The sequence below is a fragment of the Planotetraspora sp. GP83 genome, assembly GCF_041262585.1.
Taxonomy (GTDB): domain Bacteria; phylum Actinomycetota; class Actinomycetes; order Streptosporangiales; family Streptosporangiaceae; genus JAOEGB01.
The window spans coordinates 1-24,168 of sequence record NZ_JBGCBZ010000026.1 but is presented as its reverse complement, the minus strand read 5'-3'; the positions used below and the strand labels follow the sequence as shown (position 1 = coordinate 24,168).

The 24,168-nt window shown below is 71.7% G+C and carries 22 protein-coding genes and 1 riboswitch; of the genes, 7 read left to right on the top strand and 15 right to left on the bottom strand.

Annotated elements, in window-relative coordinates; translation table 11 throughout:
* Positions 1 to 47 precede the first annotated feature (47 nt).
* Together ABH927_RS28820 and ABH927_RS28815 are read left to right on the top strand one after the other, a co-directional pair.
* A complete protein-coding gene (locus ABH927_RS28820; RefSeq protein WP_370026705.1) occupies positions 48 to 785 on the top strand; it encodes a hypothetical protein in 738 nt (245 codons plus the stop codon).
* Positions 772 to 1,896, top strand: a complete 1,125-nt coding sequence (locus tag ABH927_RS28815) for a helix-turn-helix domain-containing protein (protein WP_370026703.1) — start codon at positions 772 to 774, stop codon at positions 1,894 to 1,896. The genes ABH927_RS28820 and ABH927_RS28815 overlap by 14 nt, the downstream gene beginning before the upstream one ends.
* On the opposite strand, the gene ABH927_RS28810 is transcribed toward ABH927_RS28815, so the two are convergent.
* The 9 genes from ABH927_RS28810 to ABH927_RS28770 all read right to left on the bottom strand — a co-directional run bounded on the left by ABH927_RS28810 (position 1,893) and on the right by ABH927_RS28770 (position 10,621).
* Complete coding sequence (locus ABH927_RS28810; RefSeq protein WP_370026701.1) at positions 1,893 to 2,708, bottom strand: PIG-L deacetylase family protein; 816 nt, start codon at positions 2,706 to 2,708, stop codon at positions 1,893 to 1,895. The genes ABH927_RS28815 and ABH927_RS28810 overlap by 4 nt on opposite strands.
* Entirely contained in the window at positions 2,705 to 3,736 is a 1,032-nt protein-coding gene (locus ABH927_RS28805) for a sugar phosphate isomerase/epimerase family protein (RefSeq protein WP_370026699.1), read from the bottom strand. The genes ABH927_RS28810 and ABH927_RS28805 overlap by 4 nt, the downstream gene beginning before the upstream one ends.
* The gene (locus ABH927_RS28800) at positions 3,733 to 4,617 is read right to left on the bottom strand and encodes an ABC transporter ATP-binding protein (protein ID WP_370026697.1); all 885 of its coding nucleotides are present in this window, start codon (positions 4,615 to 4,617) and stop codon (positions 3,733 to 3,735) included. Before ABH927_RS28800 ends, ABH927_RS28805 begins: the two co-directional genes overlap by 4 nt.
* Entirely contained in the window at positions 4,614 to 5,555 is a 942-nt protein-coding gene (locus ABH927_RS28795; RefSeq protein ID WP_370026696.1) for an ABC transporter ATP-binding protein, read from the bottom strand. Before ABH927_RS28795 ends, ABH927_RS28800 begins: the two co-directional genes overlap by 4 nt.
* Positions 5,548 to 6,417: an ABC transporter permease gene (locus ABH927_RS28790; RefSeq protein WP_370026694.1), complete on the bottom strand. Its 870-nt coding sequence runs from the start codon at positions 6,415 to 6,417 to the stop codon at positions 5,548 to 5,550. The genes ABH927_RS28795 and ABH927_RS28790 overlap by 8 nt, the downstream gene beginning before the upstream one ends.
* The gene (locus tag ABH927_RS28785) at positions 6,414 to 7,397 is read right to left on the bottom strand and encodes an ABC transporter permease (RefSeq protein ID WP_370026693.1); all 984 of its coding nucleotides are present in this window, start codon (positions 7,395 to 7,397) and stop codon (positions 6,414 to 6,416) included. The genes ABH927_RS28790 and ABH927_RS28785 overlap by 4 nt, the downstream gene beginning before the upstream one ends.
* Positions 7,398 to 7,401: 4 nt before the next feature.
* Positions 7,402 to 9,141, bottom strand: coding sequence for an ABC transporter substrate-binding protein (locus ABH927_RS28780; protein ID WP_370026691.1), 1,740 nt, complete (start codon positions 9,139 to 9,141; stop codon positions 7,402 to 7,404).
* A gap of 18 nt (positions 9,142 to 9,159) precedes the next feature.
* Positions 9,160 to 10,308, bottom strand: coding sequence for an ROK family transcriptional regulator (locus ABH927_RS28775; protein WP_370026689.1), 1,149 nt, complete (start codon positions 10,306 to 10,308; stop codon positions 9,160 to 9,162).
* 109 nt (positions 10,309 to 10,417) lie between these two features.
* Entirely contained in the window at positions 10,418 to 10,621 is a 204-nt protein-coding gene (locus ABH927_RS28770; protein ID WP_370026687.1) for a hypothetical protein, read from the bottom strand.
* Positions 10,622 to 10,777: 156 nt separating this feature from the next.
* On the opposite strand from ABH927_RS28770, the gene ABH927_RS28765 reads away from it, so the two are divergent.
* The 3 genes from ABH927_RS28765 to ABH927_RS28755 are packed head-to-tail and all read left to right on the top strand — an operon-like array spanning position 10,778 to position 14,529.
* Positions 10,778 to 13,180: an MFS transporter gene (locus tag ABH927_RS28765; RefSeq protein ID WP_370026685.1), complete on the top strand. Its 2,403-nt coding sequence runs from the start codon at positions 10,778 to 10,780 to the stop codon at positions 13,178 to 13,180.
* A complete protein-coding gene (locus ABH927_RS28760; protein ID WP_370026683.1) occupies positions 13,177 to 14,010 on the top strand; it encodes a YceI family protein in 834 nt (277 codons plus the stop codon). The genes ABH927_RS28765 and ABH927_RS28760 overlap by 4 nt, the downstream gene beginning before the upstream one ends.
* Before the next feature lie 36 nt (positions 14,011 to 14,046).
* On the top strand, positions 14,047 to 14,529 hold the full coding sequence (locus tag ABH927_RS28755; protein ID WP_370026681.1) for a MarR family winged helix-turn-helix transcriptional regulator: 483 nt from the start codon (positions 14,047 to 14,049) through the stop codon (positions 14,527 to 14,529).
* Here the strand turns inward: ABH927_RS28755 and ABH927_RS28750 are convergent.
* Genes ABH927_RS28750 through cobN form a run of 3 tightly spaced genes read right to left on the bottom strand, consistent with a single transcriptional unit; the run spans position 14,521 to position 19,728 of the window.
* Positions 14,521 to 14,901, bottom strand: coding sequence for a PPOX class F420-dependent oxidoreductase (locus ABH927_RS28750; RefSeq protein WP_370026679.1), 381 nt, complete (start codon positions 14,899 to 14,901; stop codon positions 14,521 to 14,523). The two genes, ABH927_RS28755 and ABH927_RS28750, sit on opposite strands and share 9 nt — an antisense overlap.
* Entirely contained in the window at positions 14,885 to 16,141 is a 1,257-nt protein-coding gene (locus tag ABH927_RS28745) for a cytochrome P450 (protein WP_370026677.1), read from the bottom strand. Before ABH927_RS28745 ends, ABH927_RS28750 begins: the two co-directional genes overlap by 17 nt.
* Entirely contained in the window at positions 16,138 to 19,728 is a 3,591-nt protein-coding gene (cobN, locus tag ABH927_RS28740; RefSeq protein WP_370026675.1) for a cobaltochelatase subunit CobN, read from the bottom strand. Before cobN ends, ABH927_RS28745 begins: the two co-directional genes overlap by 4 nt.
* Before the next feature lie 57 nt (positions 19,729 to 19,785).
* Positions 19,786 to 19,863: riboswitch (cobalamin riboswitch) on the bottom strand.
* Positions 19,864 to 19,927: 64 nt separating this feature from the next.
* On the opposite strand from cobN, the gene cobG reads away from it, so the two are divergent.
* The gene (gene cobG / locus ABH927_RS28735) at positions 19,928 to 21,229 is read left to right on the top strand and encodes a precorrin-3B synthase (RefSeq protein WP_370026673.1); all 1,302 of its coding nucleotides are present in this window, start codon (positions 19,928 to 19,930) and stop codon (positions 21,227 to 21,229) included.
* 23 nt (positions 21,230 to 21,252) lie between these two features.
* Here cobG and ABH927_RS28730 read toward each other — a convergent pair whose 3' ends face one another.
* A complete protein-coding gene (locus tag ABH927_RS28730) occupies positions 21,253 to 22,329 on the bottom strand; it encodes a cobalt-precorrin-5B (C(1))-methyltransferase (protein WP_370026671.1) in 1,077 nt (358 codons plus the stop codon).
* Positions 22,330 to 22,364: 35 nt separating this feature from the next.
* On the opposite strand from ABH927_RS28730, the gene ABH927_RS28725 reads away from it, so the two are divergent.
* The gene (locus ABH927_RS28725) at positions 22,365 to 23,108 is read left to right on the top strand and encodes a cobalt-precorrin-6A reductase (protein WP_370026670.1); all 744 of its coding nucleotides are present in this window, start codon (positions 22,365 to 22,367) and stop codon (positions 23,106 to 23,108) included.
* Here the strand turns inward: ABH927_RS28725 and ABH927_RS28720 are convergent.
* A complete protein-coding gene (locus ABH927_RS28720) occupies positions 23,105 to 23,734 on the bottom strand; it encodes an HNH endonuclease signature motif containing protein (protein WP_370026668.1) in 630 nt (209 codons plus the stop codon). The genes ABH927_RS28725 and ABH927_RS28720 overlap by 4 nt on opposite strands.
* Before the next feature lie 184 nt (positions 23,735 to 23,918).
* Positions 23,919 to 24,168: hypothetical protein (locus ABH927_RS28715; RefSeq protein ID WP_370026666.1), on the bottom strand; the 250-nt coding region annotated here is incomplete at its 5' end.

Genomic DNA, 24,168 nt, shown 5'->3' with positions numbered 1-24,168 from the left:
CGGCGATGATCGTCTGATGCTGGGCCAAGTGGAAACGGGGGTTGCCGATGAGCTTCGAAACGTCCTCATGGGCCGTGGGGCGCTTCGGCGACCGCGCCGATTTCGTGCGACAGCAGCTCGTCACGTCGCTGCTGGAGGCCATGGGCAACGCGCAGGACGCGCAGCGGTGGTCCCGTAGCGACAAGCGCTTCCCGTACGGGCAGACCATGATGACCCGGCGCTACGAGGCGCTGGTCGAGGGCTTCCGCAACGAGCCGGGCTTTCAGATGGTCAAGCCGTACGGCTCGCCGCACCACCTCGTGGTCCTCGACGGCAACCTGCTGCTGCCGTTCCGCTACGCCGAGGACGACACCACGCCCATCACGGAGGCCCGGATCACCGACGGCCGCATCTCCGCGCTGGCCAGGGAGTTGTTCACCCGGTACGGCCCGGCGGCGTCCTACCGGCAGCTGACCCTCGAGGACGAGGCCGAGCTCGCGGAGGTCCGTCCCACGCTGGCCGGCCTCCCGGACGACACCCGTCTGATCCCCGTCGCCTATGCGGGCAACGCCCAGGCCGGGCTGCTCCGGCTCTACTGGGGCGAGGCGGAGCTGATCGACGAGTTCGGCAGGCTCCGATGGCACCACTACGAGCCGATCCCGCTCCTGGCGGCCCACACCGCGACGCTCCTGCCGGCTCAGCCCGGCACCGCCACGCGCTTCGACCACGGCGCCGTTCCGGACCTCGGCCTGAGCCCGAGGGAGTCCCAGCGGACCGCGGTCGCCGGCGGCGATGAGCGCCCCTAGCCCGCAGGCCGTGGCGGACGCCTTCGACCCCGCGCGGCTCACCCAGGCCCGGCGTCTGGCCGGGATGACGAAGAAGGACCTCGCCGAGCGGATCGGCGTCACGCCCGCCGCCGTGGGACAGTACGAGACCGGCATGACACGCCCGAGGGGCGACCTGGTCCCCCGGCTCGCCGGCGTTCTCGGCGTGCCGTCCGCGTTCTTCCTGATGGGCCGCCCGCACGGCAAGCTCGACGGGTCCATGGCCCACTTCCGGAGCCTGCGCTCGACCCGGGCCCACCAGCGGGCCAAGGCGGTCGCGTTCGTCGAGCAGGTGTGGGAGCTCGCCCACGCCCTCGAACGACGTGTACGGCTGCCGCACGTGGACCTGCCCGGTTTCTCCGGCGGCGAGGTCCACCCGCTGGCCCGCGACCCCGCCGAGGCCGCCCGCGCCCTGCGCCGGCTCTGGGGGCTGGGCGCCGGGCCGCTGTCCCACATCGTCCGGCAGATGGAGGCCCACGGCATCATCGTGGTCTTCCCGCCCCCGGACGAGGACGCCGCCACGGTCGACGCGTTCTCCACGTCCCAGCTGCCCCGGCCGATCGTCGTCCTCACCGCCAACCGGTTCGACGACATCCACCGCTACCGGTTCACCGCGGCGCACGAGCTGGGCCATCTGGTCCTGCACGGGGACACCGCGTCCGGAGACACCCAGCAGGAGCGGGAGGCCGACGTCTTCGCCGCGGAGTTCCTGACGCCGCGCGACAGCATCCTCCCCGAGCTGCCCAAACGGCTCGACCTGCGGAGGCTGGTCGAGCTCAGGCACACCTGGGGGGTGTCGGTGGACTCCCTGCTGTACCGGTGCCGGGAGGTGGGCCTGATCTCCGACTCCGCGGCGGGCCGGGCATACCAGCGGCTCAAGACGCTGCGCGACCAGCCCGGCTTCGCCGCCGAGCCGATAAGCGGCTATCCCGGCGAGCAGCCGATGCTGCTCCGCCAGGCGTTCGACCTCGCGGTCGCTGAGACCGGCCTGACCATGCCGCGGCTCGCCGCCCAGCTGGCCTGGCCGATCCCCCGGGTCCGCGAGCTGCTCGGTATGCCCGACCAACGCCCCACCCTCCGCATCGTGCCCTAGAAAAGCGGCAGCAGCCGGCGGATCTCGGCGTCCGTGGCCTGGCGGCCGTAGCCGGCGAGCTTGAAGGTCTCGGCGTGGCGGACCTTCTCGGCGTGTTCGTCCCCGTAGAAGCGGGCCAGGGCCGGCCGCATGGGGTCTCCGGCCAGCATGAACTCCGCCCAGTGGGTCAGCACGAACTCGCGCCGCTCCGGCCAGGAGTCCTCCGGCGGCACCTGGTCGAGGAAACCGCGCTCGAACGGCGCGAACTCGAAGAACTGCGTCGCGTGGGCGGCGCACGCGAGGAGCTTCTCCTCCATCACGCCGTCCACGTCGACGGCCACGTCGTGCCGGTGGCAGTCGCCCGTGCCGTAGTCGGTCATCAGCAGGCACAGCGGCGCGCGGTCGAGCGCGGGCTTGTCCGGCACGACGTTCGGCACGGAGCAGAACGCGACGGCGTCCCGCACGACGCGCCCGGCCGCTCGGTTGTCCGGGTGCCCGGCGCAGTCGTCGTGGAACGCGATGACCACGTCGGCGCGCCAGTCGCGGATCACCTCGATCACCCGCTTGCGCATGTCGATCGAGGCTTCCAGCTCCCCGTCGTGGGTGTCCCAGATCTGGTATTCGAGGACGCCGAGGTGCTCGGCCGCGCGGACCGCCTCCCTGGCGCGGCGCCGGGCGAGGGGGATCCGCTCCAGCGCGAAGTGACCGGCGTCGCCGTTGGTCAGCGACAGGAACTTGACCGCGTGACCCTCCCTCGCGAGCGCGGCCGCCGTCCCTCCGGCGTACATGTCCGCCTCATCCGGGTGGGCGCCCACAACGAGGACCTTGGTCATTGCGTTTCCTTTCTGATCGCGCGCAGCGTCTCGGCGGAGCGCGCGATGAACGCGAGCTGCCGGTCGACGCCGTAGGGGTCGGTGTAGTAGTCGTCGGGTCCCGGCATGGCGCCCTCCCCGGCCCGCTCCTCGCACAGCCGCGCGAGGCGGACCAGTTCGAGGATCTCCCCGACGTCGAGGTCGGGATGGGCCCGCCGCCAGGAGGGGTCGAAGATCGGGATGTCGTTCCAGTCGCGGGACGTCGCGTTCTCGATGGTGAGGTTGACCGACGGGTCCAGCTCGGCCAGCACGGCGTGCCAGTCGATGACGCCGTCGCCGCAGGCCCGGATCTGACGTTCGAGGCCGCGCGGCGTCGGGAACAGGGTCACGTCGCGCATGTGGGTCTTGCGGACGAGCGGGCCGAGGCGCCGGGTCGCTGCGACGGGGTCCTCCCCTCGGACGACGACGTTGGCGAGGTCGAGGGTCACGCCCAGCACGTCGACGGCGTCCGCCAGGCGCAGGATCTCGGTGGTGGTGATCTCCTCGTGGGTCTCCATGGCCAGCCAGGCGCCGTGGTCCCGCACGACGGGCGCCAACCTCAGGAGGAACTTCTTCGTCGCCTCCAGCTGGTCCTCCCAGACGACGTCGGTGCGGAACCGGTCGTTGGCCTGCAGGCCCCACTCGTGCCGCTGGTAGTTGGCGGTGTCGCACCACAGCGACACGCATCCGGCCGCCGCGCACGCCTCGACCATCCGCGTCATCCCGAGGAGGTAGTCGCCGTCGCCGGCCGCGCGCACCTCGGGCGCCTCCGCCGTGTTGTACGGATTGACCTTCCCGAGCCCCATCTCCAGATAGAGGCCGAGGTCGTCGGCGAGGCCACGCAGGTCGGCCAGCAGACCCCTGTCCAAGGTCGGCGTGACGTCGAGGATCGTCCGGAAGAACACCCCGTCGTATCCCAGCTCGTGACAGCGGACGAGCAGGTCAAGCGGGCCGCGCCCCTCGGCGGGAAACTTGCGGCCGTCGATCCCGACCTTCGTGCCGGCCTTCATCGGGGGGCTCCTTCCACGTGGCAGCGCAGCCACCGGCCCGGGGAAGGCTCGGTGGCGAGTGGCGCGACCGGGGGCATGGTCCGGCCGCACTCGGCCACGGCGACCGGGCATCGCGCGGCGAACGGGCAGCCCGCCTCCCCGGCCTGTACGGTCCCCGCCGCGGGCGCCGGGTCCAGGGACGATCCGGGAACCGAGGCGAGCAGCAGCCGCGTGTACGGGTGCCGGGGGTCGTCGAGCAGCTCCTCCGCGGGCGCTGACTCGACGGCGTAGCCCGCGAACATCACCACCACCCGGTCGGCGAGGTAGCGGGCGCTGACCAGGTCGTGAGTGATGTAGAGGAGCGCCACGCCCTCGTCGTCACGCAGGCGGGCCATGAGGTTGAGGATCTCCACCCGGACCGACATGTCGAGCATGGAGACGGGCTCGTCGGCGACGATCAGCCGGGGCGCGGACGCGAGCGCGCGGGCCGTGCCGACGCGCTGGCGCTCGCCTCCGGACAGCTCGTGCGGGCGCCGCCGTACGAACCGCTCTCCAAGCCCCACGCGCTCCAGGAGCGTGACCACCTCCCTGTCCACGTCCGGGACGCGCCGTCCGGACCGGATCACGGCCCGGCGGAGGTGGTGGCCGATGTCGTGCGCCGGGTTGAGCGACCCGAAGACGTCCTGAAAGATCATCTGTGGCCGGTCGGAGACCGTCACCGATCCCTCGGACGGGCGCATGAGGCCCACGATGATCCGGCCGAGTGTGGTCTTGCCGCTTCCCGACTCCCCCACGACCGCGACGATCTCGGCGGGATCGACCGCCAGGGAGACGTCGCGGACCGCTTTCACCGGGCCGAAATCCTTGCGCAGCCCGCGTGCCTCGACGACTGCCTCCTTCATGACGTCTCCCTTCCGACGTGACACGCCACGACTCGGTCCGCGCGCGGAAGCAGCGCGGGCTGCTCGGTCCGGCAGACGTCCACCGCGACCGGGCAGCGGGGATGGAACCGGCAGCCGGGCGGCGGAGCCTGCGGGTCGGGCGGCCTTCCCGGCAGCCCGGCTATCCGCCCCTTCCCGAGGCCCGGCACCGACCCGACCAGTCCCCGCGAGTAGGGGTGGTCCTGGCTCTGCCGGAAGTCGGCGGCCTTCGCCACCTCGCAGAGCCTCCCCGCGTACATGACGGCGACCCGGTCGGCGGTCTCCAGGAGAAGCGGCAGGTCGTGCGTGATGAACAGCACGGCGAAGCCGAGCTCGGCCTGGAGCGCCTTGATCTGGCCGATCAGCTCGTGCTGGACGACGACGTCCAGCGCGGTGGTGGGCTCGTCCATGACGACCAGGCGGGGGCGGAGGGCGAGGGCCATCGCGATCGCGACCCGCTGCCGCATCCCGCCGGACAGCTCATGCGGGTACGCGCGGACTCTGCGCCGGTCGATGCCCACCAGGTCGAGCAGGTCGGCCGGGGTGCGGCCGGAGGCCTGTCCCCGCCCGAGGGCCTCCGCGAGCTGCCGCTCGATCCGCAGCACGGGGTTGAGCGCGTTCAGCGAGTTCTGCATGACCATCGAGACCACCCGCCAGCGGAGGTCCCTCACCTCGGCGTCGCTCATGGTGAGGACGTCCGCGCCGTCGACGAGGACCTGGCCGCCCGTGATGTAGCCGGGCGGGCGCAGCAGGCGGGTGAGCGCCTGGGCGACGGTCGACTTGCCGCAGCCCGACTCCCCCGCCAGCCCCAGGAACTCGCCCTCGGCCAGATCGAGGTCGAGGCCGTCGACGACGCTCACGGACCCGGACTCCGTGGCGTACCGCACCCGCAGGTCGCGGACTCGCAGCAGATCAGGCATCGCGCACCACCGGAGTCACGAGCACGGCGCTCCGCTGCCGCATGCCGATGGCCTGGCGGAGCAGGTCGGAGGCCCGGAGCCGGGGGTTGGTCCGCTCGTCGACGGCGTGGTTGATCAGGGCGAGCGAGAAGGCCGTCAGCGCGATGCCGAGGCCGGGGATGACGAACGTCCACCACGCGCCCTGGAGGAGCGCCGAGCCGTTCTGCGCCCAGAACAGCATGGTGCCCCAGGTCACCTGACCGCTGTCGCCGAGCCCGAGGAACTCCAGCGACGCCTCGGCGCCCACGGCGAAGATCACCTGGTTGACGAAGAACGCGGCGACGATCGACAGCATGTTGGGCAGCAGTTCGACGGCGAGGACGCGCCACCGCGCCTCCCCCGCCAGCCGGGCCGCGGCGATGAACTCCCGTTGCCGCAGGCTGAGCGCCTGGGAGCGGAACAGCCGCGCGCCGAACGCCCACCCGGTGAGGCTCAGCACCGCGACGATCGTCACCGGCCCGGGAGGGAGGAACGCGGCCAGCACCACGATCAGCGGCAGGCCGGGGAGCACGAGGAACACGTTGGTCAGCGACGAGAGCACGTCGTCGGTCCGGCCGCCGGCGTAGGCCGCGAGCAGGCCGACGGCGAGGCTGATGAGCGTCGTGATCAGGGCGACCGCGAACGCGATGAGCAGCGAGACGCGGCAGCCGTACAGGAACTGGCTGAGCACGTCCTGCCCCTGGCCGGTGGTGCCGAACAGGTGGGCCGCCGACGGCGGCTCGTTGATGCCGCCCACGCCCTTCGCGGGGTCGTAGGGCGCCAGCAGCGGGCCGAGGGCGGCGCAGAGCACCAGCAGGACGAGGGTGACGACGCCGAACCTCATGCCGCCACCACCTGCCGGACTCGCGGGTCGAGCAGGGCGTACAGAGAGTCCACGATGAAGTTCGCGGCCAGGACCGACAGGGTGATGATCAGAAAGAGCGCCTGCATGAGCGGATAGTCCACGGTCGTGACGGCCTGAAGGAGAAGGAAGCCCAGGCCGGGATAGGAGAAGACGATCTCGGTGAGGATCTGCCCGCTGAAGACCATGCCGACGGCCATCCCCAGCATGGTCACGTTGGGGAGGAGGGCGTTGCGCACGGCGTGCCGCAGCAGGATGTGCCGGGGCGCTAGGCCCTTCGCCTCGGCGAGCGTGAGGTAGTCCTCGGACAGGACGCCGACCATCGCGTTGCGCATGTTCAGCGTCCAGCTTCCGACCGACACCAGCACGATGGTGAAGACGGGCAGGGCCAGATGGGCGGCCACGCTCCCGGCGAACTCCAGCGTGAGCGCCGGCTCCAGGCCGTCGTCGTAGGCGTGCCCGAGCGGGAACACCCCCCAGTCGAACGCCAGGAGGTACATCAGGAGCAGCGCCAGGAAGAAGTAGGGAAAGGAGCCGACGAAGATCAGGCTCGGCGGCGCGACCCGGTCGACGATCCCCGACCTGCGCCAGGCGGCCACCGCCCCGAGCGCGCAGCCGATGACGAAGCTCGCCGCGACGCTCACCACGCCGAGGAGGATCGACCAGCCGAGCCCCGTCGCGATGACGTCGGTCACCGGTGACGGGAACTGCGACAGCGACACCCCGAGGTCCCCGTGCAGGAGGGCCCACAGGTAGCGGCCGTACTGCACGACGAGCGGGTCGTCGGTGAGCCCGTACGCCTCCCGGAGCCCGTCCAGCGCCGCAGGGGTGAGCTGGGTCGAGTAGTTGGCGAACATCGTGCTCGCCGGATCTCCGGGGGCCAGCCGCGGGAGGAAGAAGTTCACGCTGACCGCGACGAAGGCCGCGAGCGCATAGAAACCTAGCCTGCGCAGGAGGTACACCGGGCTACACCGACCGCAGCTTCGGGTAGACGAGGAACGTCGACGGGGTGCTCTGGAGGGTGAGCGGCGCGTACGGGTCCTTCTCGGTCGGGAAGCCGGTGACGCGCTGTGTGTTGTACAACCCCCAGTCGGGCTGCTCGTAGAGCGGGACGACCGGGGCCTCGCGCGAGAACAGGGCCTCCAACTGCTTGGAGAGCGCCTGCTGGGTCGCGAGATCGGGGGTCGCCGCGAAGTCGGCGAGCAGCTTGTCCGCCTCGGCGTTCTTGTACCGCTGGACGTTGAGCGCGGAGGCCGTGCCGACGGGCTTGTAGGTCGCGCTCGACATCATGCCCCGGAAGAACTCGAACGGCGTGGCCGTGCGCTCGGCGCTGCCCAGGGTCAGGTCGAACCTGCCCTGGTAGGTGGAGTCGGTCCACGTCTCGTAGGCGATGGTCTTGAGCTCGACCCGGATGCCGACCTCCTTGAGGTTGTCGGCGACGCACTGCGAGGAGGAGATCCAGTCGTTCCAGCCGGTCGGCACGATGATCGAGAGCTTGAGCGGCGTGCCGTCGGGCAGCGCGCGGAACCCGTCGGCGCCCTTCTTGAGCCCCGCCTCGTCGAGCAGCGCGCCCGCCTTCGCGGCGTCGTGGCCGACCCACGACGCGCCCTCCTGGACCACGGCCGGGTCGATCCAGTCCTTGTACGGCCCGGCCGGCAGGCCTGTGGCGTTCGCCGGGGCGCTCTTCCCCCAGACGGCGATGTCGATCATCCGCTGCCGGTCGAGCGCAAGGCTGACCGCCTTGCGGACGCGGACGTCGTCGAACGGCTTCTTCTCGGTGTTGAGCATGAGGTAGACGCAGGTCGTGCGCGGCCACCAGTAGCCGTAGTGCTGGGGATCGCGCGAGACGAAGGTCTTGTCCGGGTCGGGGACCAGGCCGCCCCAGTCGATCTGGCCGCCGATCGTGGCCGCGCTGATCTGGTCGTTGCCGGAGAAGGCCGGGATGTTGAGGCCGCCGACGCCGAGCTTCTGCCAGTAGTGAGGGTTGGCGGTGAGCTGGTACCGCTGGGGCTGGAAGCTCTTGACGACCGTGAACGGGCCGGTGGCGACGGGGTCGGGATTGGTGTGCTTGACCGGGTCGGCGATCGACGACCAGACGTGCTCGGGCACCACGAACTGGCTGACCAGGATGTAGAGCGCGGGCGAGTACGGCTTCGCCAGGGTGAAGCGCACGGTCGCCGGGTCGACCGCCTCGACCGAGGCGAGGTAGTCCTCCCAGGCCCCCGACGCGGGCCCGATCAAGCCCTTGTTCCGCTTCATCAGCTCGAACGTGAACACGACGTCGGACGCCTGGAACGGCTTCCCGTCGGACCACTTCACGTCGTTCCTGAGCGTGAGGTCGAGCCGCGTGGGGCCGTTCCACTCGGCCTTGCTCGCGATCCAGGGGTCCAGCTTGCCGGTGGCCGAGTTGTTGATCATCAGCGGCTCGTACATGGCCTTGAGGGCGGCCCAGCGCGAGGTCGGGGAGAACGGGTTGAAGTTGCGGGTGAAGTTGCGGCTGCTCTCGGCGACGAGCGTCACGAGCGCGGTTCCGGCGGGCCGGCCGGAGGGGGAGGTCTTCGACGGGGTGGTGGATCCGCAGGCGGTCGCCGCGACACCCAGGGCGAGGACGCCCGCGCCTCCGATGAAGGCCCGGCGAGTGACGGGGTTGGGGGTCGAGACGTGGTGACGGGCGGAGACGGGGTGACGGGTGACGGTGTGGCGCATGTCTACCTCATTGGGGTTCTACCGACCGGCCGTGCCGGCGGTGAAGATCTGCTCACGGGCCAGGGACAGGGCGAACTCGACCGCGCCCGCCCGTACGGCGTTGCCGCTCACCGTGCTGGTCGCGAGCGGGGTCTGGGCCAGCGGCGTGCCCGCGAGCCGGGCGGCGACCCGCTCGCGTAACGCCTTGCCGCCGGCACGGCACAGTGGCCCCCCGAGAACCACCAGGTCGGGGTCGAGGACCCCGATGACGCCGGTCAGCGCGACGGCGACGCGGGCGGCGAGGTCGGCGAGGAAGGCGGGGTGACCGCCCGTTATCGCGTCATCCGCCCCGAGACCGTGTGCCTGGGCCAGCGCGGCGACGGCCTCCGCGCCGAGGATCTGGTCGAGCGGGCCGCCCTCCGGCCCGAAGACGCGGCCCACCTCGACGGGATCGGGCACGACGACCGAGCCGATCTCACCGCTCCGGCCGCTGGCGCCGCGCCAGAGCGAGCCCTTGAGCACGACTCCCGCGCCGATCCCCTGGCCGAGCCAGAAGAGCACGAAGCTCTCGGCGCCGACGGCCGCGCCCTTGACCATCTCCTCCACGGCGACGAGGTTGACGTCGTTCTCCATGTGGACCCGGTCGTTGCCGAGCGCGGCGCGGAGCGGGCCGAGCGGGTGCACGTCGCTCCAGCTCGGCACCTGGATCGCCGAGGCCAGCCGGTCGCCGTTGACGTCCACGACTCCCGGCATCCCGATGGTGATCCGGTCGAGATCGCTCACCTGGATGCCCGCGGCCGTGGTGGCGTCCGTGAGGGCGGCGGACAGCGTCTCGATCGCGTCGTACGGCTCCGGCGTGGGGATGCGGCGCTCCCCGACGATCTCGCCGGTGAGATCGGCCACCGCCACGTCGAGGGCGGACGGCGTGACGTCCACTCCCGCGACGTAGGAGGAGGACCCGTCCAGGGTCCACATGTGGGCGGCCGGGCCCGCGCTGCCCGGCTTCCGGCCGCCCTTGCGCACGAGCCGAGCCGACTCCAGACGCCGGAGCACCTCGGCCGTGGCCGCTTTCGACAGGCCGGTGAGGCTCTCCAGTTCGCCACGGGTGAGCGGCCCGCGACCCAGGAGCAACTCCAGGGTGGCGCGCTCGTTGAGGGTCCGCAGGAATCGGGGGCTACCGGCCGGCATCGGCTTCATCCTTAATCGTCTGGATAGTTTCTAGACGGTTAGCGGGATGCTAGAAGCTGCGGCTTCGCGCGTCAATGCCCACGAAGGAGGTTCAGAGAGGAGTTCGGGCCTACAGGGGATCCACCCGGCGGAAGAACCCGCGCGCGTCGAGGAAGTCGGCGAGCGACTGGCGATGGTCCTCACAGGCCATCCAGACCTTCTCCCGCTCGGGCGTATGGATCTTGGGGTTGTTCCAGACAACGGCGTACACCGCCGCGGCCCCACAGCCCCTCGCCGAGCAGACCAGCGGCTCGCTCATCGGCGGACCCGCCATAAGGCCAGCCTAGTAGGCCGGATTTGTCCTATTTGCCCCGATCTAATAAGTTGCCTCGGGAAACCATCTCATAGGCAACCATTGGGCGAAAGGACATTGATGCCAACCGCGGTACCAGAAGGAGTGCGGACGAGGGCGCCGGAACCGGACGCCCCGATGACGCACCGGCAGATCCTGGAGGCGCTGTCGGGCCTGCTCCTCGGCATGTTCGTGGCGATCCTGTCGTCGACCGTCGTGTCGAACGCGCTGCCGACGATCATCGTCGATCTACAGGCGAGCGAGACCACCTACACCTGGGTGATCACCGCGGCCTTGCTCGCGACCACGGTCTCCACTCCGATCTGGGGCAAGCTCGCGGACCTGATGAGCAAGAAGGTGCTCGTCCAGCTCGGCTTCGTGATCTACGTCATCGGCTCGGCGATCGCCGGGCTCTCGCAGAATCCCGGCATGCTGATCGCCGCCCGGGTCGTGCAAGGCCTCGGCGCCGGCGGCCTGACCGCGCTGGCCCAGGTCATCATGGCGGTGATGATCGCGCCCCGTGAGCGCGGCCGCTACTCGGGCTATCTGGGGGCCGTGTTCGCCCTCGCCACCATCGCCGGCCCGCTCATCGGCGGCGTCATCGTCGACACCTCGTGGCTCGGCTGGCGCTGGTGCTTCTACGTCGGCGTGCCGTTCGCCGTCATCGCGCTGGTCGTCCTGCAGAAGACGCTGCACCTCCCGACGCGCAAGCGCAAGGTCAAGGTCGACTGGATCGGCGCGGCGCTGATCGCCGCCGCGGCGTCCCTGCTTCTCATGTGGGTGTCGTTCGCGGGGAACAAGTACGACTGGCTGTCGTGGCAGACCGCCGCCATGGTCGGCGGCGCGATCGTCCTCGCGCTGCTCTTCGTGCTCGTGGAGTCGAGGGCCGCCGAGCCGATCGTCCCGCTGCACCTGTTCCGCAATCGGACGATGAGCCTCGCCGTGCTGGCGAGCCTCCTCGTCGGCGTGGCCATGTTCGGCGCGACCACCTTCCTCAGCCAGTACTTCCAGCTCGCCCGGGGCGAGACGCCCACGATGGCGGGCGTCATGACCCTGCCGATGATCCTGGGCCTCGCCGTCTCGTCGACCGTAGCGGGCCAGATCATCACCCGAACCGGACGCTGGAAGGTCATCCTGGTCATCGGCGGGATCTGCCTGACCGCCGGATTCGTCGCCTTGGGCACCCTGCGGTACGACACGCCGTACTGGCAGGTGGCGATCTACATGATCTTCCTGGGCATCGGCGTCGGCGCCACCTTGCAGAACCTCGTCCTGGCGGTGCAGAACCAGGTCAGGCCGCAGGAGCTCGGCGCGGCCAGCTCGGTCGTGGCGTTCTTCCGGACGCTCGGCGGCGCGATCGGTGTCGCGGCGATCGGCGCCGTGCTCGGCTCCCGGATCACCCGGTATCTGGAGGAAGGCCTCGCGAGGCTGGGAGTCCACAGCGCGCCGGGTGGCGGCTCCCTTCCCAGGATCTCCACGCTGCCCGCCCCCGTCCGCGAGGTCGTCGAGAGCTCCTACGGCCACGGCGTCGGCGACGTGTTCCTCTACTCGGCGCCCTGCGCCCTCATCGCGCTGATCGTCATCCTGTTCATCAAGGAGGTCCCGCTGCGCACGGCGCATACCGAGCAGGCGACGACCGAAGCCCCCCAGCCCGTCCGGAACCCCGTCCCGCACGGCCGCCACGCCCACAACGGCGACCGCGGCCCGCTGCCCCAGCGCGTACGGCGGGAGCCCGAGCCCGTTCCCAGCGCCGTCATGCTGGAGGCAGCCGACCACCTCGCGCAGCTCACCCCCGGCGGCGCGATCCGCGGCTGCATCCGCGACGGCGAGGGCGTCCCGGTGTCCTACGCCAACCTGACGCTGATCGACCTTCGCGGGCACCAGCTCTCCCGCGCGACCGCGCAGGCGGGCGGCCGGTACGACCTGTGGACTCCCGGCAGCGGCACATTCGTCCTCATCGCCTCGGCGGCAGAGCACGAACCGCAGGTGGCGACCCTCGTGGTCGGTGACCAGCCGCTCGACTTCGACCTGACGCTCACCAGCTCGGGCGGGCTCGCCGGCACCGTGCGCGACAGGGACGGCGTGCCCGTCCCGGACGCGATGGTGATCCTCACGGACCTGCGCGGCGAGGTGGTCGTCTCCGGCACGACCGGGGCCGACGGCGGCTTCTCGTTCGCGGGAATGGCGGCCGGGACCTACACCCTCGCGGTCAGCGCCGCCGGCCACCGGCCCGCCGCGCTGCCGGTGGAGGTGGGAAGCGGGCAGAACAGGCAGGATGTCGAGCTGCTCCCCGGGGCGAGGCTCCGCGGGACGGTCCGCGTCAACGGCGGCGGCCCCCTGCTCGACGCCCGCGTCACGCTGCTCGACCCCGCAGGCAACGTCGTCGGCACCGCGACCACCGGCGAGGACGGAGAGTACGGCTTCGCCGACCTGGCGAACGGCCAGTACACCGTCATCGCGACCGGCTACCCGCCCGTGGCCGACACCGTCAATCTCACTGGCGAGGACGCCCACGACGTGTGGCTGGGTCACCTGGCATGAACACCGATATCCGGCGCGGCCTGCACGCCGTCGTCCGAACCAGAGACGGCTGGGCCGTACAGAACGCCGTCGTCACCGTGACCGACATGTCCGGGCAGCAGGTCGCCCGGGTCGAGGCGGACGCCGACGGCACGGTCGTGAGCGGCCCGCTGCCGCCCGGCGTCTACACCGTGGTCGTCACCGCGATCGGTTACGCGCCCGTCGCGTCGACCGCGATGGTGACCGCCTCCGGCGCCGCCGATCTGGGCGCCCTCGTGCTCGCCCGGCAGGGCGGCCGGGAGTTGCCGCCGCCCGGCGTGTGGATCGTCGACCCGGCGCACTCGACGGTCGCCGCGACCGCCCAGCACCTCGGGCTGTCCAGCGTGCGGGGACGGTTCGGCGACTTCTCCGCCCGCATCGAGATCGCCCCCGACGTCGAGAGGTCCACCGTCAGCGCCCAGATCAACGCGGCGTCGATCGAGACCGGCAACGGCACACGCGACGATCACCTGCGCTCGGCCGACTTCCTGGACGTCGAGCATCACCCCGCCATCACCTACCGCGGCAGCGGCATCTCCGCCGCGGGCCCGGACCGGTGGACGGTCCACGGGGAGCTGACGCTCAGCGGGGTCACCCGCCCGGTCGATCTCGACCTGTCCTACCTCGGCACGGGCCCCGACCTTTGGGGCGGCCTGCGCGCCGCGTTCCACGCCTTCACCGAGCTGCGCCGAGACGACTTCGCGATGAACTTCAACCAGATCGTGCAGGCCGGAATCGCCCTGGTCGGCGCCACACTGAAGGTAGAGCTCGAAATCCAGGCCGTGCATGAGACGACACTGCCCCCGGCCTGATCGTCTTCGGTACATTGGGCCCGCACTGGAGGAACGATGACGAAGGCCCAGACAACCACGATGGCCACCACCGCGAGCGCGCGGGAGGCCTACTGCTCGGTCGAGCAGCAGCTCAGCGTTCTCTTCCGGCGGGCCCGTGCGCTCTCCGCCGAGATGGGCCGCCGGGTCCATCCCGACCTGGAGCCCGGCGCGTACGGCCTGCTCATCCGGCTTGACGAGGTGAGTCCGGCGCGGCCCAGCGACCTCGCGACCTATTTCGGCGTCGGCAAGGCCACCATCAGCCGCCAGCTCAAGGCGCTGGAGGAGCTCGGCCTGATCAGGCGTGAGCCCGACTCGCTCGATGGCCGCGCCCATCTGCTGGCCCTGACCGAGGAGGGGAAGCAGCGGCTGGACCGGGCCCGGGACGCGCGCCAGAAGGCGTTACGCGAGCGGCTCGACACCTGGCCGGAGGACGAGGTGTGGCTGCTCGCGCGGATGCTCGCCCGGCTCAACTCCCTGACCGCGGACGACCTAATCTAAGGTGATCCGCACACCGAGGGTCCCCTGGCGGCCGCGCCGCAGCCTGCTCGTCCAGATCGTCAGCCGGCCGGCCAGGCCGTACTTGCCCATGACGAGCCGGCCCACATGGTCGATCTGCTCGGCGGGGAGCAGCTCGGCGCGACCCCCGACGGCCTCGCCGCGCAGCCTGCCGCGGATGTCGCAGGGCGCGACGGTCACCTCGGGATTGTTGCGGATCCGCTTGACCTTGCCGGAGTCGCGGACGGTCCAGACGACCAGGGCGTCACCGTCCCGCACCGCCCAGACGGGCGTGGCGACGGGCGTGCCGTCCCGTCGGAATGTCACGACCGACACGTACTTCTCGGCGCCGAGCCGCTCAACCGATGTTGTCATCGCCCGACTCTAGCCTGACCGGCAGCCGGGCCAGCCGCCAGGAGCCCGGCAGGAGCTGGCGTTCCAGTTTGTCCGGCTCGACGGCCAGGGCCAGGCCGGGGAAGCGCCGGAGAAGCGCCTCGAAGGCCACCTCCGCCTCCTGGCGGGCCAGCGCCGCACCCAGGCAGTAGTGGAGGCCCTGCCCGAATCCGACATGGGTCTCCATCCGCTGACGGGTGATGTCGAGCCGCCCGGGATCGCCGAACTCGCGCGGGTCGTGGTTGGCGGCGACGAGCACGGCCATGACCGCCTCGCCCCGCCTGACCGGCATGCCGCCGATGTCGAGGTCCTCCGTCGCGTAACGCATCCGGGTCGCCTGGACGGGGCCGCACCAGCGCATGAGCTCGTGTACGGCTCTCGGCAGGAGGCCCGGCTCGCCGCGAAGCCGGGCGAGCTGGCCGGGATGCGTGAGCAGGGCGACGACTCCGTTGCCGATGAGGTGCGCGGTCGTCTCGTGCCCGGCGAGGACGAGCGTCAGGACCATCGTGATCATCTCGGTGTCGCTGAGCCGGTCGCCGTCCTCGTCCTGGGCCCGGATCAGCCCGGTGAGCAGGTCGCCGGCGGGCTGGGCGCGGCGCCGTACGATCAGCTCCTGGACGTGCGCGACCATCTCGCGCAGCGGCGCCGCGAAGGTCCCGGGTTCGAGCGACACCAGGGCTCTGCCCCACTCCCGCCACCGAGGACGGTCCTCATCGGGGATGCCGACCAGCTCGCAGATGACCGTGATCGGCAGGGGATAGGCGAACCGCTCCATCAGGTCGACCACGCCGTCCAGCCCGTCGAGCAGGCTCTCGGTGATCTCCTCCACGCGTGGCCGCAGCTCGGAGACCCGGCGGGCGGTGAACGCGCGCGACACGAGCTTGCGCAGCCGGATGTGGTCGGCGCCGTCGACGTCGAGGACACCGTCCAGGACGTACTTGGCGTACTCCGGAGGGATGCCGCGCGCCCGGATCATCTGGTCGCGGACGTCGCGCACGCCCATGCCCGGCACACCGGCAGGGTTGTTGACGAAACGCGGGTCGCTCAGCACCAGCTTCACGTCGTCGTATCGGGTGACGAGCCAGATCGGCGTGTCGACGCCCGGGAACGTCGCGCGCGCCATCGGCGCCTGCTCCCGCAGCCGTGCGAACCCTCCGAACGGGTCGCCCATCAGCTCCGGGTCCATCAGGTCGACCGTCGCCACGTACCCCGATGCGCTCATGGTCTTCCCATACCCGCGCCGCCTTCGATGTCTCCTTCGACCTTGAGGTAGACCTCCTGCAGGTCGTGGAGGATGTCGGGGTCGGGATTGCTCCACATGTTCCGGTCGGCCGCCTCCAGCAGGCGCTCGGCGATGCCGTGCAGCGCCCACGGGTTCGACTCGGTGAGGAACCGCTGGTTCTCCGGGTCCAGCACGTAGGTCGCGGCGAGCGTGTCGTACATCCAGTCGGCCACCACGCCGGTCGTGGCGTCGTAGCCGAAGAGGTAGTCGACGGTGGCGGCCAGCTCGAAGGCGCCCTTGTACCCGTGCCGCCGCATCGCCGCGACCCATCGGGGGTTGACCACGCGGGCGCGGAAGATCCGGGCGGTCTCCTCCGACAGGGTCCGGGTGCGAACCGCGTCCGGCCGGGTGCTGTCGCCGATGTACGCCGCCGGGGCCTTGCCGGTGAGGGCGCGGACGGTGGCGATCATCCCGCCGTGGTACTGGAAGTAGTCGTCGGAGTCCGCGATGTCGTGCTCGCGGGTGTCGACGTTCTTCGCGGCCACCGCGATGCGCCGGTAGGCGGCCTCCATGTCCTGCCGGGACGGTGTGCCGTCCATGTCCCTGCCGTAGGCGAAACCGCCCCAGACCGCGTAGACCTCGGCGAGGTCGGCGTCGTCGCGCCAGTTGCGGCTGTCGATGAGCGGCAGCAGCCCGGCGCCGTACGCGCCCGGCCGGGATCCGAAGATCCGGGTGGTGGCCCGCCGCTCGTCCCCATGGGCGGCTCGGTCGGCCGTGACGTGCGCCCGCACGTAGTTGAGCTCATCGGGCTCGTCCAGCCCGGCGACCAGCCGTACGGCGTCGTCCAGCATGACCACCACGTGGGGGAACGCGTCGCGGAAGAAACCACTGATCCGGACGACGACGTCCACCCGGGGACGGCCGAGCTCGGCCGCCGGGATCGGCGTGAGCCCCGTGACCCGGCGGGACGCCTCATCCCACTCGGGGCGGACGCCGAGAAGCGCGAGGACCTCGGCCACGTCGTCCCCGGCGGTGCGCATCGCGCTGGTCCCCCAGATCGACAGCCCGACCGAGCGCGGCCAGTCGCCCGTGTCGGTGCGGTAGCGCTCCAGCAGCGACTCGGCCATCGCCTGCCCGGTCTCCCAGGCGAGGCGGCTCGGCACGGCCTTGGGGTCCACGGAGTAGAAGTTCCTGCCGGTGGGCAGCACGTTCACCAGGCCGCGAAGCGGCGACCCGCTGGGCCCCGCGGGCACATAGCCGCCGTCGAGCGCGTGCAGCACCGCGTCGATCTCGCCGCTCGTCTTGGCCAGCCGGGGCACGATCTCGGTGGCGGCGAACGTCAGGATCTCCGAAACCCGGGACGGTACGGCCATCCCCTCGCAGACTTCCCCGACCGCGGCCGGATCCCAGCCACGGGCTTCCATCCCTTCGACGAGCGCCGCCGCCACCGTCTCGGCCTGATCGGTGTCGACGCGCCCGGCCGTGCCGTCCTCGATGAGGCCGAGTGCCTCGCGCAGCCCCGGAAGCGCCTCGCTTCCCGCCCAGATCTGCCGGGCTCTGAGGATCGCCAGCACCAGGTCCACCCGCGCCTGACCGGCCGGCGCCTCGCCGAGCACGTGCAGGCCGTCCCGGATCTGCACGTCCTTGACCTCGCACAGCCAGCCGTCGACGTGCAGCAGGAAGTCGTCGAACTCCGCGTCGTGCGGCCGGTCGTCCAGGCCCAGGTCGTGGTCGAGCCGGGCGGCCTGGATCAGCGTCCAGATCTGGGCCCGGATGGCGGGCAGCTTGGCCGGGTCCATCGCGGCGATGGAGGCGTGCTCGTCGAGGAGCTGCTCCAGCCGGGCCATGTCCCCGTAGGTGTCGGCGCGCGCCATGGGCGGCACGAGGTGGTCCACGAGCGTGGCGTGCGCGCGCCGCTTGGCCTGGGTGCCCTCCCCCGGGTCGTTGACGAGGAACGGGTAGATCAGCGGCAGGTCGCCCAGCGCGGCGTCGGGCCCGCAGGACGCGGACATCCCGGCCGACTTCCCGGGCAGCCACTCCAGGTTGCCGTGCTTGCCGACGTGGACCACCGCGTGCGCGCCGAACCCGTCGGCGAGCCAGCGGTAGGCCGCCAGGTAGTGGTGGCTGGGCGGCAGGTCGGGATCGTGGTAGATGGCGATGGGGTTCTCGCCGAACCCGCGCGGCGGCTGCACCATCACCACGACGTTCCCGGCCCGCAGCGCCGCCAGCACGATTTCCCCGTCAGGGTCGCGGGACCGGTCGACGAACAGCTCGCCCGGCGGCGGGCCCCAGTGCCGTTCCATGCCCGCGCGCAGGTCCTCAGGCAGCGTGCCGTACCAGGCGCCGTAGCTCGCGGCGGAGATCCGTACCGGATTGCCGGAAAGCTGCTCCTCGGTGAGCCAGTCCTGGTCCTGGCCGCCGGCGGCGATGAGGGCGTGCATGAGCGCGTCGCCGTCCCCTGGCAACTCCCCTATGTCGTAACCCCGCTCGCGGAGGGCGGCCAGCAGGCGGACCACGCTCTTCGGAGTGTCGAGCCCGACCGCGTTGCCGATCCGCGCGTGCTTGGTGGGATAGGCCGACAACATGACCACGACGCGCCGGTCCGCCGGAGGCACGTGGCGCAGCATGGCATGCCGTACGGCGATGCCGGCGACGCGGGCGGCGCGCTCCGGGTCGGCCACGTAGACCGTCAGCCCCTCGTCGTCGACCTCCTTGAAGGAGAACGGCACCGTGATGATCCGGCCGTCGAACTCCGGGATCGCCACCTGCGAGGCGGCGTCGAGAGGCGACAGCCCGTCGTCGCTGGCCGCCCATGTCTCCCGGTCGCCGGTGAGGCACAGGCCCTGCAGGATCGGGATGTCGAGCCGGGCCAGCGCCCCCACGTCCCAGGCCTCGTCGTCGCCGCCCGCCGACGCCGTGGCGGGACGGCTGCCGCCGGCCGCGAGGACGGTGACGATCAGCGCGTCCGCGCGGCCGAGCACGTCGAGCAGCTCCGGCTCGGCGGTGCGGAGGGAGGCGCAGTAGACCGGCAGGGGGCGGCCGCCCGCGTTCTCGATCGCGGCGCACAGCGACTCGACGAAGCCGGTGTTTCCGGCCACGTGATGAGCGCGGTAGTACAGGACGCCCACGACCGGGCCGTCGCCGGTCGAGTCGCGTTCGAGGACACCCCAGCTCGGCAGCGGGGCCGGAGGGGCGAAGCCGTGCCCGGTGAGCAGCACCGTGTCGGACAGGAAGCGATGCAGCTCGGCCAGGTTGTCCGGGCCGCCGTGGGCGAGATAGGCGTGGGCCTCGGCGCACACGCCGCCGGGGACGGTGGACAGCTCCATCAGCTCGGCGTCGGGGGCCTGCTCGCCGCCGAGCACGATGACAGGACGGGGACCGGCCAGCAGGGCGTCCAGGGCCTCCTCCCAGACCCTGCGCCCGCCGAGCAGCCGTACCACCACGAGCTCGACGCCGTCGAGCAGCGACGGAAGGTCGGCGGCGGCGAGCCGGGCGGGGTTGCCCAGCCGGTACGGCGCGCCGCTCGCGCGTCCACTGAGAAGGTCGGTGTCCGAGGTGGACAGCAGCAGGATGGGGAGCTCGCGCACGGCACATGTCCTCACTCGGGGTCCGCGCCCCGGGTCGTGGTCCGGAAACGGCCAGGAGTGTTCTGGCTCCCGGATCGGGGCGCACGCCTCGTCCGGTGACAGTGGCGGGACCGCGCCGGATTCGCACCGGCTTCCCTCCTTGTGCCGTCGCCCCCCATTATGCGGGCTTGTCGCGAGACGCCGGACTAACATCATCAACGTGGGTCTTACCGACGTTTCGGAACGATCCGGGCCAGACGCGTGCCCGGGTGCGTTTCAGACGCATTCGGCCGCTGACGGGGCCGTCGCCCGGATCCGCGTACCGGGCGGCCTCCTCATCCCCCGGCAACTGCGGGAGCTCGGCCACACCGCCGCGTCCCTCGGCTCGGGCGTCATCGAGCTGACGTCCCGCGCCAACGTCCAGATCCGCGGCCTGCGAGGCGATGCGGAGCGGGAGTTCGCGACGCGGATGACCGCCGCCGGGCTCCTCCCCTCGGCGACCTACGAACGCGTGCGGAACATCCTGGCCTCCCCGATGGCGGGGCTGGACGGGCACGGCCTCATCGAGGTGGCCCCGCTGGTCCGCGAGCTTGATCTGGCCATCTGCTCCCGCCCGGCGCTCGCGGATCTGCCGGGCCGTTTCCTGTTCGCCGTGGACGACGGCAGAGGCGACGTGGCGGCCCTCGGCGCCGACATCGCCCTGCTTCCCCCCGCTTTCGTGCTGATCGCGGGCCAGGACAGCGGGCTGCGCGTCAGCCCGGCGGAAGCCGTACCCGTCATGGTGGCGGCAGCCGAGGCATTCCTCGCCGAGCGCGGGTCGGACGACTCCAAGGCCTGGCGGATCTCGGAACTCCCCGACGGCCCAGCGAGGATCGCCGCCCGCCTCGGCGGCCACGCCACCGCGCCACCCCCCAGGCCGCGAGGCGGAGGCGTCGCGGCGGTCGCCGGGAAGCAGATGGGAGCGCTGGCGCAGCCCGGCGGCTGGGCCGCGCTGTCCGTCATGCCGCCACTCGGCCGGTTGTCGGCCGCTCAGGCCCACGCCGTCGCCACCGCCGCCGACACGGGCGATGGGGAGATCCGCCTCACCCCGTGGCGCGGCGTCATCGTGCCCGGCTTGACGTGGGCCGACGCCGAGCTGTGGCTCCCCCGGCTGGCGGACGTCGGCCTCATCACCGATGCAGCCTCCCCATGGACGGGGGTGACGGCCTGTACGGGGCGGCCCGGCTGCGCCAAGTCCCTGGCCGATGTCCAGGCCGACGCCGTTCGCGCGCTGTCGGCTGCCGGTGCCCGGGGCGCGGCCGGAGCGCCGGTGCACAGCGCTCTCCCCGTGCACTGGGCGGGTTGCGAACGCCGCTGCGGACGGCCAAGCGGGCCCGCCGTGCTCGTCGTCGCCACCGGCCACGGCTACCGGGTGGACGCCGGTGGGCGGAGCGTGTCATGCGCGGGCATCGAGGAGACGGCCTCCGCGATCAGCGGGACGCGCACGACAGCCGACGGACCGCCGGGCACGACAGAGACATGAGCCCAACTGGCGCGCGTCCACGCTCACCCGGCCCGGCCGACTATCGTGCCCGCGCGGTCGATCACCACGACGTCGACGTCGACGGGGGCGCCGCGGAGCACTCCAAGCGCGGTGACCCTCGCCCCCTCGGCGACCAGGTCCCCCAGCGGCAGACCGGACTCCTGGCAGAGCTGGAGCGCCTGCAGCGCCGTGTTGGCGTGCCTGACCCGATCGGCCAGGTCCTCGGCGCCGCCCGCCTCCCTCACCAGCGCGGCGAGCGCCTCCGTACTGACCTGCGAGCGGCCCGAATGCAGATCCAGATGCCCGTCCGCGAGCTTGGAGAGCTTGCCGATTCCGCCGGCGACCGTCAACCGGGGAATCGGGTGCCTGCGCAGGTATTTCAGCACGGCCCCCGCGAAGTCGCCCATGTCCAGGAGCGCGTCTTCGGGCAGCCCGTACAGCTCGGTGGCCACGTTCTCCGACGTGCTGCCGGTGCACGCGGCGACGTGCCGATGCCCCGCCGCCCGCGCCACGTCGATCCCGCGCCGGATGCTGTCGATCCAGGCCGAGCACGAGTACGGCACCACGATGCCGGTGGTGCCGAGGATGGACAGCCCGCCGAGGATGCCCAATCGGGGGTTCCAAGTGTGGCGCGCCAGCTCCTCCCCGCCCTCCACGGAGATCTCCACGATGACGTCGCCGCTGCCGCCGTACAGTCCGGCGATCCGCTCGACGTGCTCGCGGATCATCTGCCGGGGCACCGGGTTGATCGCCGGCTCGCCCACCTCCAGCGGCAACCCCGGCTTCGTCACGGTCCCCACGCCGGGCCCCGCGCGGAACGTGACGCCCGTCCCGGGAGCGCCGTGCCGTACCGTCGCGAAGATCAGCGCACCATGAGTCACATCGGGGTCGTCGCCGGCGTCCTTGACCACCCCGGCCCGCGAGCCTCCGCCGGAAATCAGCTCCTCCACGGCGAGCGCGAACGCCGGGCGCTGACCGCGTGGCAGCACGATCTCCACGGGATCGGGGAACGACCCTGTGAGCAGTGCCGCGTACGCGGCCGTGGTGGCCGCCGTGGCACACGCGCCAGTGGTCCAGCCGTGCCGAAGACCCGTGCTCATGCGTCAAGGATGTACCAAGCCCGCCGGAGCACCCCATGAGGGCGGGAGTCCTGATCCTGGGAGGAACCGGCGAGGCCCGGCGACTGGCGGAGACGCTGGCACGAGAGCCGCGGCTTCGCGTGATCTCTTCGCTGGCGGGCCGGGTGCGCGACCCCAAGCTCCCGCGGGGAGAGGTACGCGTCGGGGGGTTCGGAGGCCCTGACGCCATGGCCCGCTGGCTGCGCGAGCAGAACATCGACGCCGTGGTGGACGCGACCCACCCGTTCGCCGAACGGATCACCGCCTCGGCGGTCCAGGCCACGGCCTCGGCCGGGATCCCGCTGCTCGTCCTTCGCCGGCCCGGGTGGCGGGAGGAGCCGGGCGACGACTGGCACTGGACGCGGTCCCTGCCGGAAGCGGCCGCGCTGCTTCCCGCGCTCGGCCGCCGGGCGTTTCTCACCACGGGACGCCAGGGCCTGCCCGCCTTCGCCGGCCTGGACGACCTGTGGTTCCTCATCCGTACGGTGGACCCGCCCGAGCCGCCGCTTCCATCGAGGTTTCGTCTGTTGCTCGATCGGGGCCCCTACAAGCTGGACGGCGAGCTGTCCCTCATGCGGGAGCACCGCGTCGACCTGCTGGTCACCAAGGACAGCGGAGGAACGATGACCATGCCGAAGCTCGCCGCGGCCCGGGAGCTCGGCCTGCCCGTCGTCGTGGTGCGGCGTCCCGCCCTGCCCGACGTTCCCACGGCCGGGACCGTCGAACAGGCCCTGGCCTGGCTCAACGGCCTTCTTCCCTAGAACTCGTCGGGGGTGACGAGGTAGCAGTCGCCGGTGCGGGTGCGCCATAGGAGGGTGCCTGGTCTGGGTTGGGTGACGTGGGTGCCGGGGAGGGATTTCATCTTGTGGTGGCGGCGGTGGAGTGCGGCGAGGTTGGCGTCGGTGGTTGGGCCGCCGTGGTGGTGGGGGCGGGTGTGGTCGAGGTCGGAGCTGTAGGCGCTGCGGTTGCATATGGGGTTGCGGCAGGTGCCGTCGCGGGCGCGGACGCGGGCGGCGAGGGCTGTGCTGGGGCGGTAGCCGGGTTCGGGTGGGGGTGTGATGTCGATGGCGTGGATGGCTGTGCGGATCGCCATCTGCTGGTCGCGAGGCTTGGCCAGCGTCGTGATCTTGGCGTGCAGGATGATGTGGCCGTGTGGGGTGCGGGTGGCGACCCAGGTGGAGGCCAGGGTGGCGAGTTGCCGGGCTTGGTCGGGGGTCACCGGGCCGTAGCCGTGCAGCAGGCCGGCGCGTTCGTCGTTTCCGGCCCAGGTGTCGTAGGGGACGGCCAGTTGGAAGGCGCGCCTGATCCCGCCGTCGCCGGCCGGTGCGCTGCCGATGGTGGAGTCGACCGCTGTGGCGGCTTGCTCCTCCTGTTCCGCTTCCAGCACCGCCTTCTGATGTGGGCCGGGGTCGCCGCTGTGACCACGTTTGTGACCACGTTCGTCGGCTCCTGGATCGGTCGTGTGACCGGATTGCCGATCAGCCCAGTCGTCGGGGGGATCGTCGGGTGCCGGAGCGGTCGGTTGTAGGCCCTCGGTGTGGTCTGGCCATAGGTCGTCCAGTTGGCCGTCGTCAGGCGACGCGCCCCCTGCCTTCCAGTGCCTCGGCCGGCCCGCAGTGGAGCCGGGAGCTGCGGAGCTTGCGGGGGCGGGAGCCGCAGAGCCGGCAGCCGCAGAGCTGGCAGTCGTGGAGCCGGGGCTGGCTGATCCTGTGGAGGTGCCGGTCGCGGAACTCGGGGTGGTGGAGTCGGACGCCGCAGGGCGAGGGCTTGTGGGGGCGGGTGTTGTGGGGGCGGGGCCGGTTGGGGCGGTGGGTGCCGTAG

Coding starts and splice junctions, on each gene's coding strand:
- ABH927_RS28820 (WP_370026705.1), top strand. CDS start 48: ATGAGCTTCGAAACGTCCTCATGGGCCGTGGGGCGCTTCGGCGACCGC.
- ABH927_RS28815 (WP_370026703.1), top strand. CDS start 772: ATGAGCGCCCCTAGCCCGCAGGCCGTGGCGGACGCCTTCGACCCCGCG.
- ABH927_RS28810 (WP_370026701.1), bottom strand. CDS start 2,708: ATGACCAAGGTCCTCGTTGTGGGCGCCCACCCGGATGAGGCGGACATG.
- ABH927_RS28805 (WP_370026699.1), bottom strand. CDS start 3,736: ATGAAGGCCGGCACGAAGGTCGGGATCGACGGCCGCAAGTTTCCCGCC.
- ABH927_RS28800 (WP_370026697.1), bottom strand. CDS start 4,617: ATGAAGGAGGCAGTCGTCGAGGCACGCGGGCTGCGCAAGGATTTCGGC.
- ABH927_RS28795 (WP_370026696.1), bottom strand. CDS start 5,555: ATGCCTGATCTGCTGCGAGTCCGCGACCTGCGGGTGCGGTACGCCACG.
- ABH927_RS28790 (WP_370026694.1), bottom strand. CDS start 6,417: ATGAGGTTCGGCGTCGTCACCCTCGTCCTGCTGGTGCTCTGCGCCGCC.
- ABH927_RS28780 (WP_370026691.1), bottom strand. CDS start 9,141: ATGCGCCACACCGTCACCCGTCACCCCGTCTCCGCCCGTCACCACGTC.
- ABH927_RS28775 (WP_370026689.1), bottom strand. CDS start 10,308: ATGCCGGCCGGTAGCCCCCGATTCCTGCGGACCCTCAACGAGCGCGCC.
- ABH927_RS28770 (WP_370026687.1), bottom strand. CDS start 10,621: ATGGCGGGTCCGCCGATGAGCGAGCCGCTGGTCTGCTCGGCGAGGGGC.
- ABH927_RS28765 (WP_370026685.1), top strand. CDS start 10,778: ATGACGCACCGGCAGATCCTGGAGGCGCTGTCGGGCCTGCTCCTCGGC.
- ABH927_RS28760 (WP_370026683.1), top strand. CDS start 13,177: ATGAACACCGATATCCGGCGCGGCCTGCACGCCGTCGTCCGAACCAGA.
- ABH927_RS28755 (WP_370026681.1), top strand. CDS start 14,047: ATGACGAAGGCCCAGACAACCACGATGGCCACCACCGCGAGCGCGCGG.
- ABH927_RS28750 (WP_370026679.1), bottom strand. CDS start 14,901: ATGACAACATCGGTTGAGCGGCTCGGCGCCGAGAAGTACGTGTCGGTC.
- ABH927_RS28745 (WP_370026677.1), bottom strand. CDS start 16,141: ATGAGCGCATCGGGGTACGTGGCGACGGTCGACCTGATGGACCCGGAG.
- ABH927_RS28730 (WP_370026671.1), bottom strand. CDS start 22,329: ATGAGCACGGGTCTTCGGCACGGCTGGACCACTGGCGCGTGTGCCACG.
- ABH927_RS28725 (WP_370026670.1), top strand. CDS start 22,365: ATGAGGGCGGGAGTCCTGATCCTGGGAGGAACCGGCGAGGCCCGGCGA.